Raw genomic sequence first — 9,290 nt, 5'->3', positions numbered from 1 at the left:
GCATCCGCCACTGACAGCCACGCGATGCCCTGCTTGCGCGAAAACAGCACCACCGCCAGCACCACGCCCATGAGGCCACCGTGAAACGCCATCCCACCTTGCCAGACCGCCAGAATCTCGCCCGGATTGGCGAGGTAATAGCCCGGCTGATAGAACAGCACATAGCCCAGCCGCCCGCCCAGGATGACCCCTAGAATCACCCATGTCAGCAGGTCCTCGACCTGTTCGGGACGCATCGGTGCGACACCACCCGGCCAGAGATGCGGCCGCTTGACACTCGCCACCACCAGCCGCCAGCCGATCACGATGCCCACGATATAGGCCAGCGCATACCAGCGCAGCGCGAACTCCATGCCAAAGAGCGAGATCGAGAAAATCTCGGGCGAAATATCGGGAAAGGGGATCATGGCCTGCATGGCCGCTTCTGTGCCCGCGCGCCCCGGCCAAGTCAACCTTGTGATCCGGCCCGCCCGACACATATAAGAGAGCAGATGTAACGCCGGAGACCCCGATGCAGACCCGTAACAAAGTGCTCGACGACCTCAGCCAATTGATGACCAACGCCATGGGCGTAGCTCAGGGGGCAAGGGCCGAGGCCGAAACCGCGATGAAATCCCTCATTGACCGCTGGCTTGCCGACCGCGATTTCGTCACCCGCGAAGAATTCGACGCCGTGCGCGCCATGGCGCAAAAGGCGCGCGAAGAAAACGAAGCGCTCAAGGCACGCATTGACGCGATGGAGGCGCCGGGCGGTCAGAGCCGCCCCTGATCCGCCAGCGCCCGCCGCGCGCCTGCGATCAAGGTCTCTGCCCCTTGGGACGAGCGGAAATCGCGCACCACGCGTGCGCGCCCGGCCTCTGACAGGCGCGCGCAGAGGGTCGGGTCAGCGGCCAGCGCCGCAATCGCATCGGCCAGAGCCTCCGGCGATTTGGGCTGCACCAGAATGCCGCTTTCGCCATGGTCGATCAATTCCCGCACCCCGCCTGCATCTGTGCCAATCGTCGGCACACCGCAGGCCATCGCCTCCATATAGGCCACGCCCAGCGGCTCGTGCCAACTGGCCAGCACGAACACATCCGCCGCCAGCAGGTGCCGCCGCACCTCCGGCCCGCTGATCGCCCCCAAAAGCCGCGCATGCGCCCCCAGACCCAGCGCCTCCAGATGCGCCTGCAATTCCGCGCGATAGCCAGCACCGCCCGCGTCATCCTCGCCCGCGATATCCAACTCCACCGCGATCCCGCGATCCAAGAGCAGGCGCAGGGCGCTCAGCAGGTCCTGATGTCCCTTGACCCGGTGCAAACGCCCACAGGAGAATAGCCGCAGCGGCGCACCGGGCATGGGCGGTTGATAGGGCGTATCGCGCTTGAAATCCTCGGTATCCACGCCCATCGGCTGCACCCGCACATCGGCGGGCAAATCAGGGCCGATAACCTCGCGCATTTCGGCCATGAGTTTATGGGTGATGATCGTGGCAAAGCTGGCATGCCGCCACTTGAACCCCTGACCGGGGCCATAATCCGACAGCGCCCCATGCAGCGTGAGGCTATAGCTTGGCCCGCCCATCAGCCGCGCCAGCGCACAGATCAGCGCGGCACGCCCGCAGGAATGGGCATGCACATGGCCAATCCCCCGCGCGCGACACGCCGCCATCAACGCCCGCGCCGCAGGCAGGCAGATCATCACATCCTTGAAAAATTCGCCCCCCTGCCGCTCGCGCAGAATCGCGGACCACGGCGCGTTGAGCAGGCCGGATAGCGCATGACCGGGCGTGGGCCGCCCCAGATAGGTCGTGCGCGCCATCGCCACCTCGGACCAGTCATGCGAGACAAGACCCGGTGGCGGTGGCCGCGTGCTGAAGAGCTGCGGCACAACCCCCAACCGTTCCAGATCCGCAATCTCGCGCCAAAAGAAAATATGCGTCTGCCCCGGAAACTGAGGCACCAGATAGCCAAGGTTCAGGGGATCAGGCATTTTCGGTTCCGCTTGCCGCCAGTTTGTCGGATAAGCTCTAGCATGCCGCGCAGGCTCAGGACAGGCTGGCGGGCAGCAGATTTGGAAACCCTGTGTTGACCGACAAAACCGCACCCCGGCTCAGCGTCATCATCCCCGCCCATAACGAGGCGGGGATGATTGGGGATTGCCTGCATGCCCTCTTTGCCTCGGACCCGGTGGCGGGGGGCGCAGAGGTGATCATCGTGGCCAATGGCTGTCACGATACAACCGTGGCCGAGGCCGAAGCCTGCCGCGCGTCGGCGCGCGACTGGACGCTTACCGTGCTCGATCTGCAGCAGGGCGGCAAACCCGGCGCGCTGAGCGCGGGCGAGGCGGCAGCACGCGGCATGGTGCTGGCCTATCTCGATGCCGATGTCCTTGTCTCGCCCCCGCTCCTGCGCCAGATCACCGAGGTGCTCGACCACCCAGAGCCGGGCTATGCCAGCGGTCAGGTGGTGATCCCTGCGCCGCGCAGCGCCTTCAGCCGCCTTTATGCCGGGTTTTACCGTCAAGTGCCTTTCTTTCACCATGGCGTGCCCGGCTGTGGCTTCTTCGCAATGAACCGCGCCGGGCGCGCGCGGTGGGGCGATTGGCCGGGGATCATCTCGGACGATACCTTTGCCCGGCTGCACTTTGCCCCCCGCGAACGCCACGCGGTGCCCGCACGCTATGAGTGGCCCATCGTCGAAGGAATTGAGGCACTCGTTCGGGTGCGCCGCAGGCAGGATGCGGGCGTGGCCGAGATTGCGCAGCGCTACCCGGCGCTCTTGGCCAATGACGATACGCGGCCCAATGGTCCGGGATGGGTGCTGCGCGCCGCCCTGCGCGCGCCTCTGGGCTTTCTCGCCTATGTCATCGTGGCACTCATTGTCCGCGCGCGGCGCGGCGGCTCAGACTGGACGCGGGGCCGGTAATTGCCTGAAATTTCAATGGAACGGTCGTGAAATTGCCGTAAACCTTGGGCAAGTAACGGCAACGGAGTAAAGGCTCACATGCAACGCGTCAGGGCGATATTCACGGGCGAGGGGCTCTTGGCGCGGGCGCTGCGGTCCTCGGCGCTGACCGTCGCGGGCTTTGGCGGGGCGCAGGTGCTGCGGCTGGCGTCGAACCTGATCCTTGCCCGGCTCCTCTTCCCCGAGGCGTTCGGCCTGATGGCGATTGTCTCGGTCATCATCCAAGGCCTCATGCAATTCTCCGACGTGGGTGTCAGCCCCGCCATCATGCAGAGCAAACGGGGCGATGACCCCGCGTTCCTCAACACCGCCTGGACCATTCAGGCGCTGCGCGGCGTGGGCCTTTGGCTCGTGGCCTGCGCACTCGCCTGGCCCGTGGCGGTGATCTACGACGATCCCCTCCTGATGCAGCTTTTGCCAGTGGCGGGGCTGTCGCTCTTGATCACCGGGTTCAACCCCACAGCCCTTGATACCGCCAAGCGACATCTGCGCTGGGGGCGGGTCACAGCCATCGAATTCGCCGTGCAGATCACCGGCATCGTGGCAGCGGTGGCGTTGGCGTGGTGGTGGCACTCGGTCTGGGCGCTGATCGTGTCGGGCGTGCTCAGCGCGGGCGTGGCGCTCGTGCTTTTCTGGCTCTTTCTGCCGGGGGCCTCGAACCGGATGGGCTGGGAACGGCTGGCAGCCTCGGAACTCATCCATTTCGGAAAATGGATTTTCCTCAGCACCATCTGCGGCTTTCTCTTCAATCAGGCGGACAAGCTCATCTTGGGCAAATACCTCAGCTTCGATGTCTTTGGTGTTTATAATATCGGCTTCTTCCTCGCCTCCTTTCCCATGCTCTTGGGCCATATGCTGACATGGCGCCTGCTCATCCCGATCTACCGCGAACTGCCCCCGCACGAGAGCGCCGCCAATTTCGCCAAACTGCGGCGCATGCGCTTTGCAGTCACGGGTGGACTGATGGCGCTTTCTGCCGGGTTTGCCCTCCTTGGCGTCTGGCTGGTGGGGATCATGTATGACGACCGCTATGCCATGGCGGGGGCTGTGGTGGTGCTGATGGCGCTCATGCAATTGCCGCAGATCATCGTGATGACCTATGATCAGGCCTCGCTCGCGGCAGGGGATTCGCGGCGGTTCTTCATCCTGACGCTGGCCAAGGCGACGGCGATGATCGTGGCCCTCCTCCTCGGTCTCGAATGGGGTGGCCTCATGGGCGCACTCTTGGGCTATGGTGCGGCGATGGTTCTGGCCTATCCGGTGGTGATTTGGCTCGCGCGGCATATGCGGGCGTGGGACGCAGGCCATGACGCAGGCATGGCCGCCTTGGGCCTTGGCTTGGCGGCACTGGCGCTCTGGCTCAATGGCGCGGCGCTTGCCGATCTGGCGCGGCTCTCGGGCTGGTGAGGCGCGAAAACACCAATATCGCCAAGGGTGTGCCGCAAAACAGTCGCATTGTCGGGCGATACCGACACCGGTATGATTTGAGCATTGGATTTGATGGCGGATGACATGACCCAACCGTCGCCCGACGGCACCGAGATTGCCATTGTCGGCATGGCCGCGCACCTGCCGGGCGCGCGCAGCGTGGCCGAGTATTGGCAAAACCTCTGCGCCGGGCACCGCGCCATCCGCCGTATGACCGAGGCCGAGTTGCTGGCCGCGGGCGAGCCCGCGCAAATGATCCGCCGCCCCGATTACGTGCCCTATGCCGCACCCCTTGAGGGGTTCGAGATGTTCGATGCCGAGTTCTTCGGCTTTGGCCCCAAAGAGGCCGCGATCCTTGACCCGCAACACCGCCGCTTTCTCGAAGTGGCATGGGAGGCGCTCGAGGATGCGGGCCACCCGCCCGAGCATTTCCCCGGCTCCATCGGCGTTTTCGCAGGCTGCGGCATGGGCAGCTATTTCTATTTCAACCTCTGCTCCAACCGCGACCTCGTCGACGATGTGGGCATGTTCCTCTTGCGTCACACCGGCAATGACAAGGATTTCCTGACCACCCGGCTCAGCCATATTCTCGATCTCAAGGGGCCATCTCTGGGCCTGCAAACCGCCTGCTCCACCTCGCTTGTCGCGGTGCATGTGGCATCGCAATCGCTGCTCAATGGCGAATGCGACATGGCGCTTGCGGGCGGTGTCACGATCGAGTTGCCACAGGGGCGCGGCTATCTCTACAAAGAGGGCGAGATCCTGTCGCCCGATGGCGAATGCCACGCGTTTGACCACCGCGCCCAAGGCACCGTCTTTGGCTCTGGCGCGGGCGTTGTGGTGCTGCGGCGGCTCTCGGATGCGCTGGCAGATGGCGATCACATCTGGGGCGTGATCAAGGGCTCTGCGGTCAACAACGATGGTGCGGCCAAGGCGGGCTATCTCGCCCCGTCCGTCGACGGTCAGGCCGCAGCCGTGGCCGAGGCGCAGGCGGTGGCGGGCATCTCTGCCGAGACCGTCGATTACGTCGAATGTCACGGCACCGGCACCTATTTGGGCGATCCCATCGAGGTGGCCGCTCTCACGCAGGCCTTTCGCGAGACCGCCCAAGCCGTCGATTTCTGCCGCATCGGCAGCGTCAAGACCAACATCGGCCATCTCGACACGGCAGCGGGCGTGGCCAGCCTGATCAAGGCGACGCTAGCGGTCTATCATGGGCAAATGCCGCCCTCCTTGGGCTATGAGGCACCGAACCCGGCGATTGCCTTTGACGGCAGCCCCTTTGCGGTCAATGACCGGCTTACCGCTTGGCCCCGCCGCGATCATCCGCGCCGCGCGGGCGTGAATTCTCTGGGCGTGGGCGGCACCAACGCGCATGTGGTTCTAGAGGAACCCCCCGCGCGCGCCGCGCCAGAGGCCAGCGATTGGCCCTTTCAGCCGCTCGTGATTTCCGCCCGCTCCAAATCTGCGCTGGACGCAAATTCCGCCCGCCTTGCCGCGCATCTGCGCAACCACCCCGAGCAGGACTTGGCCGATGTGGCCTGGACCCTCAAGCAAGGCCGCCGCGCCTTTGAACGCCGCCGCGTGGTGGTGGCAAGCAGCCATGACGAGGCGGCAACGCTCTTGGAAAAGGGCGATCCGCGCCGCGTCTTCACCCACGAGGCGCTCGACGCCCCCGAGGTCGTCTTCATGTTCCCCGGCGGCGGCGCGCAATATGCCGGCATGGCGCGCGACCTTTATGAGACAGAGCCGGTCTTTGCCGAATGGATGGATCGTGGCCTTGCGGTGCTGCAACCCAAACTCGATTACGACATCCGCGCCCTCTGGTTGCCTGCCCCTGCCGATATGGCCACCGCCGCCGAACGGTTGAAACGCCCGTCGGTGCAATTGCCCCTCATCATGTTCACCGAATACGCGTTGGCGCAGTTATGGCAGAGCTGGGGCGTGACCCCTGCCGCCCTCATCGGTCATTCCATGGGCGAGAATACCGCCGCCTGTCTTGCAGGCGTGATGGGCTTCGAGGATTGCATCGGGCTGGTGCATCTGCGCGGGCAACTCTTCGACACCGTGCCCAAGGGCGGGATGCTCAGCGTGCCCCTGTCCGCCGAGGCACTACGCCCCTATTTGGGCGATACGCTCGACATCGCGGCGGTCAATGCGCCGGGGCTCAGCGTAGCATCTGGCCCACAGGCGGCGCTCGATGATCTGGCGGCGCGTCTGGCCGAGGCGGGGATCGAGACCACCCGCATTCCCATCGACATTGCCGCCCATTCGCGGATGCTGGAACCGATCCTGACCCGCTTTGGCGATTACCTGCGCTCCATCCCCCTCAACGCCCCGCAAATCCCCATCCTTTCCAACCGCACCGGCGATTACCTCACGGCCGCCGAGGCGACAGACCCCGCCTATTGGGTCAGCCACCTGCGCAACACCGTCCATTTCGCCGATGGTCTGGGGCGTCTGGCCGAGGGCGGAAAACGCGTATTTCTCGAGGTCGGACCGGGTAAGGCGCTGAGTTCCCTCGCCCAAGCCCATGGCGCCATCAGCGCCAATCAGGTCATCAGCACCCTGCGCCACCCCGAGGACAGCGTCGCCGACGATGCCTATTTCATGGCGATGCTGGCGCGGATGTGGGCGGTGGGCGTCGATATAGACTGGGATCAGATCTGGGGCGAGGCGCGGCGCGCCCGCGTGCCGCTGCCCACCTACGCCTTTCAGCACAAACCCTATTTCATCACCCCCGGCAAGGCGCGCGACACCGGGCAAACTGACTGGCCCACGCGCCGCGACGATCTGACCGATTGGGGCTACCTGCCCTATTGGCGGCCGCATCTGGCCGAGGTCGAGATCACAAGCGATGCCGATCTGGCCGCGCTCCCGCCCGAAACGTGGCTCCTCTTCGAGGATGACGCAGGTCTTGGCTCAGCCGTGGGCAAGCGGCTTGCCGCCACGGGACATACGGTGACGTATGTAACGACCGGCGATGCCTTTGCCCAGCTTGCGCCGGGGCGCTATGCCCTGTCGCCCGAACGCGGGCGTGAAGGCTATGATGCCCTCATCCGCGCGCTTACAGCCGAAGGGCGCGTGCCCACCCGCATCGCGCATTTCTGGCTGGTCACGCAGGATGCCCGCCACCGCCCCGGATCAAGCTTTTTCCACCGCGTTCAGGAACAGGGCTTTTACAGCCTGCTCTTTCTCGCGCAGGCGATGGCGGATGAAGGCCTCTCCGGCCCGCTCCACATTACCGCCATCACCAATGGCGCGACGCAGGTCCGCGACGAGGGCCTGCGCGACCCGGCCAAGGCCACGCTCATGGGCCCGCTCCGGGTGATCCCGCATGAAATGCCGGGCGTAACGGCAGCAAGCCTTGATCTGGTCCTGCCCGCACGCGGCCCCGATGCCGCTCTGGTGACGCAAGTGCTCGAGGATCTGATGCAGCCGCCGCGCAACCATGTCGCGGCCTTGCGCGGCGCGCGCCGCTATGAGGCGGGCTGGCGCGCAACACCCCTCCTGCCCGCTCAGACCCCGTTGGCAGAGGGCCAGACCGTGCTCATCACCGGCGGCTTTGGTGGCATCGGCCTCACCTTGGCCGAGGATCTGATCACGCATTCCAACGCCAAGATCGTCCTCATGGCGCGCCGCCCGCTGCCGCCCCGCGCCGACTGGCCGCGCGTGATGGCCACACGCGGCGCAGGCGACCCGCTGGCCCGCCGCATTGCGGCGGTCGAGCGATTGGAGGGCTTGGGCGGTCAGGTCATGGTCGTTGCGGGCGATGTCAGCAATATCGAGGATATGCAAACCGCCCGCGCGGACATCGAGGCCCGCTTTGGCGCGCTTCATGGCGTGATACACGCGGCGGGCGTGATCAAGGACGCGCCGCTCCTCAGCAAAGGCCCCGATACGATCGAGGATGTGTTCACCCCGAAAATCCACGGCACGCAGGTGCTGGACGAGGTGTTTCCCGATGGCACGCTCGACTGGCTCGTGCTCTTTTCCTCCTCCTCCACCGCCACCGCCCCGGCGGGACAGGTGGATTACGTCGCCGCCAATGAGTATCTCAACGCCTATGCGCGCAGCCGCGCAGGCGACAAGACCCGCGTCATCGCGCTCAACTGGGGCATCTGGGCCGAGGTGGGCATGGCCGCCGAGGCTGTGGCGCAGCAAAGCGGCGACACCCTCGCCGCCCCCCGCCTGCCCGTGCAGGCCCCCTTGGTGCAAGAGACCAGCCATGATGCGATGGGCAACCGCCTCTTTCACGCCCGCTATGACGCCGGTCTCTGGGTGTTCGATCAGCACCGCACCAAATCCGGTCAGGCGCTCTTGCCCGGCACCGGCTATCTGGAGCTTTTGGCCGAAGCGCTGCGCGCACAGGGCGAGGATGGCCCGTTTGAAATCCGCGATCTGTGGTTCCTGCGCGCCTTTGACATGCCCGAGGGCGGCACCCGCGACATGCGCCTCACCCTCATCCGCAACGACACCGGCTATGCCGCGCGGATCGAGGGCGATCTTGCCCAGGCGGGGCGCCAAGGCTGGGTCACACTGGCCGAGGCCGGGCTGAGCCTCTTGCCGCTCCCCGCTCCTGCGGCGCTCGACCTGGTTTCCATACGACGTCGTATGCAAGGCTGGCAAGAGGCAGGCGATACCGCCCTCACAGCCCCGCAAGAGGGGCACCTTGAGTTCGGCCCGCGCTGGCGCGTGTTGCGCGCCATGGGACTTGGACAGGGCGAGGGTCTCGCACATCTGGCCCTGCCCGAAATGGCCCAACGCGATCTGGCGGCGGGCTATCTCCTGCACCCCGCGTTGATGGATATCGCAACCGGCTGGGCCATGGGGCTGATTGCGGGCTATGACGGGTCCGATCTCTGGGTGCCCATGTCCTACGGGTCGCTCAGCGTCCACGGGCCCTTGGGGGCCGAG

At 65.6% G+C, this 9,290-nt stretch carries 6 protein-coding genes; 4 read left to right on the top strand and 2 right to left on the bottom strand.

All coding sequences use genetic code 11. The features are described 5' to 3' along the window. On the bottom strand, nucleotides 1-416 hold a 416-nt coding region (locus KBT70_RS07605; RefSeq protein ID WP_296630725.1), incomplete at its 3' end, for a prolipoprotein diacylglyceryl transferase. A gap of 95 nt (nucleotides 417-511) precedes the next feature. Between KBT70_RS07605 and KBT70_RS07600 the strand changes: the two genes are divergently transcribed. Next, nucleotides 512-769 carry an accessory factor UbiK family protein gene (locus tag KBT70_RS07600; RefSeq protein WP_296630722.1) on the top strand — a complete coding sequence of 86 codons (258 nt, stop codon included), beginning with the start codon at nucleotides 512-514 and terminating at the stop codon, nucleotides 767-769. Here the strand turns inward: KBT70_RS07600 and epsE are convergent. Further along, the gene (gene epsE, locus KBT70_RS07595) at nucleotides 754-1,971 is read right to left on the bottom strand and encodes an exopolysaccharide biosynthesis GT4 family glycosyltransferase EpsE (RefSeq protein ID WP_296630720.1); all 1,218 of its coding nucleotides are present in this window, start codon (nucleotides 1,969-1,971) and stop codon (nucleotides 754-756) included. The genes KBT70_RS07600 and epsE overlap by 16 nt on opposite strands. Before the next feature lie 92 nt (nucleotides 1,972-2,063). Between epsE and KBT70_RS07590 the strand changes: the two genes are divergently transcribed. The 3 genes from KBT70_RS07590 to KBT70_RS07580 all read left to right on the top strand — a co-directional run. Further along, nucleotides 2,064-2,906, top strand: a complete 843-nt coding sequence (locus KBT70_RS07590) for a glycosyltransferase family 2 protein (RefSeq protein ID WP_296630718.1) — start codon at nucleotides 2,064-2,066, stop codon at nucleotides 2,904-2,906. Nucleotides 2,907-2,984: 78 nt separating this feature from the next. Further along, the gene (locus KBT70_RS07585; protein ID WP_296630716.1) at nucleotides 2,985-4,352 is read left to right on the top strand and encodes an oligosaccharide flippase family protein; all 1,368 of its coding nucleotides are present in this window, start codon (nucleotides 2,985-2,987) and stop codon (nucleotides 4,350-4,352) included. Nucleotides 4,353-4,457: 105 nt separating this feature from the next. After that, a partial coding sequence (locus KBT70_RS07580) for a type I polyketide synthase (protein ID WP_296630714.1) occupies nucleotides 4,458-9,290 on the top strand: 4,833 nt, incomplete at its 3' end.

The organism is Roseovarius sp. (assembly GCF_018066915.1).
In the GTDB taxonomy this organism is placed as follows: Bacteria; Pseudomonadota; Alphaproteobacteria; order Rhodobacterales; family Rhodobacteraceae; genus Roseovarius.
The sequence above is the reverse complement of the archived record's forward strand: the minus strand, read 5'-3'. Positions and strand labels throughout refer to the sequence as shown.